Genomic DNA, 1092 nt, shown 5'->3' with positions numbered 1-1092 from the left:
GTTATAGCGTTGCCGATGCGGCAAAGTCTCTTGGAGTTAGCACGAGCCTGCTTTACAACTGGAAGGAAAAACACGAAGCCCTGAAACAAGGTGTTACCTTAGAAGAGTCTGAGCGTGATGAATTAAAGCGATTACGTAAAGAAAACAAAGAATTACGAATGGAGAAAGAAATTCTAAAAAAGGCCAGTGCCTTCTTTGCGAAAGAAATGAAGTAAAATTTCGTTTCATCAAACGGCAATCCAACCTGTTTCCTGTAGCACTGTTATGTCGAGTAATGAGTGTAAGTAAATCAGGCTATTACGATTGGCATAAACGCCCTGCAAACGTGATAAGCCTTGAAACACTGAAGCTTTATCGCCTTGTTCGACAGCTATTTAAGCAAAGTAGAGGCAGCTTAGGGAATCGTGAAATGGTGAAAAAATTGCGCAAGGAAGGCTACCAGGTTGGTCGCTATCTCGTTCGTAAAATTATGCACCGCCTTCGACTCAAAGCAACCCAGCGACGTGCTTACAAGGTGACTACGCAGCGGAAACACTCAGATGCAGTGGCAGATAACCTGTTAAACATGAACTTTAATCCAGTATCGGCTAATCAGGTCTGGGCGGGTGACGTGACCTATTTAAAGACGGGTGAAGGCTGGATGTATTTGGCTGTGGTGATGGATTTATATTCACGCCGGATTGTGGGATGGCACATAGACAAACGCATGACTACGGATTTGATATCTAAGGCATTAATAAAAGCCTACAACCTGCGCCAACCGGCTAGAGGGTTGGTATTTCACAGTGACCGAGGCTCGCAATATACCAGTAAGCAATTCGGTAGGCTGCTATCGAGCTATGGTATCCGAGCCAGCATGGGTGATGTGGGGGCGTGTTGGGATAATGCCGTTGTTGAGCGATTCTTTGGCAGCTTAAAACACGATTGGATTTTTAAAGTTAATCAACCAACAAGGGAGTTTATGAAGCAAGATGTGACTGCTTACATAAAATATTACAACTTGGAGCGGCTGCATTCTGCTAATGACGATCTGTCACCTGTAGAGTTTGAGAATTCTCAAGTAAAAGTGTCCAGTTTGGGTTGACCAGTACA

At 44.1% G+C, this 1092-nt stretch carries 1 protein-coding gene; it reads left to right on the top strand.

Annotation, left to right across the window (positions count from 1 at the left end; genetic code table 11):
- Positions 1–1084, top strand: a protein-coding gene (locus L976_RS01745) for an IS3 family transposase (RefSeq protein WP_156143141.1) whose coding sequence is annotated in 2 segments (ribosomal slippage) — positions 1–174 and positions 174–1084 — 1085 coding nt annotated over the 2 segments. Because the reading frame shifts where the segments join, the coding sequence is not laid out codon by codon here. This gene is flagged as partial in the annotation.
- Positions 1085–1092: the final 8 nt, after the last annotated feature.

The sequence above is a fragment of the Shewanella sp. ZOR0012 genome (genome assembly GCF_000798835.1).
GTDB classification, from domain to species: domain Bacteria; phylum Pseudomonadota; class Gammaproteobacteria; order Enterobacterales; family Shewanellaceae; genus Shewanella; species Shewanella xiamenensis.
The sequence above is the reverse complement of the archived record's forward strand: the minus strand, read 5'-3'. Positions and strand labels throughout refer to the sequence as shown.